Source organism: Pseudomonas juntendi, assembly GCF_009932375.1.
Classification (GTDB): Bacteria; Pseudomonadota; Gammaproteobacteria; order Pseudomonadales; family Pseudomonadaceae; genus Aquipseudomonas; species Aquipseudomonas juntendi.
Genome location: NZ_BLJG01000180.1, coordinates 1 through 288, shown reverse-complemented (window position 1 = coordinate 288; position 288 = coordinate 1). Strand labels below are relative to the sequence as shown.

Sequence of the window (288 nt, the reverse complement as noted above, 5' to 3'; positions counted from 1 at the left end):
GTGGCGGGTGCTCAAGCAGGGCCAGGGCGGCTGCGATGACCGTGTGGAATTCGCGGTCGGTGATCAGCACCTTGGCTTCGCCATGCTGCAGCATGAAGGCAATGGCCTCGGCGTCCAGGCGCACATTCAGGGTATTGAGTACGGCACCGGTCATCGGCACGCCGAAATGCGCTTCGAGCATGGCCGGGATATTCGGCAGCATGACCGCTACCGTGTCGCCACGGCCAATGCCGCGGCCGACCAGGGCGCTGGCCAGGCGTCGGCAGCGTTGGTAGGTTTCCTGCCAGT

1 protein-coding gene is annotated in these 288 nt (G+C 65.3%); it reads right to left on the bottom strand.

Annotation, left to right across the window (positions count from 1 at the left end; translation table 11 throughout):
* Positions 1-288 (bottom strand): AMP-binding protein (locus tag GYA94_RS20685; RefSeq protein WP_161892993.1); only part of this gene is annotated, 288 nt, incomplete at both ends.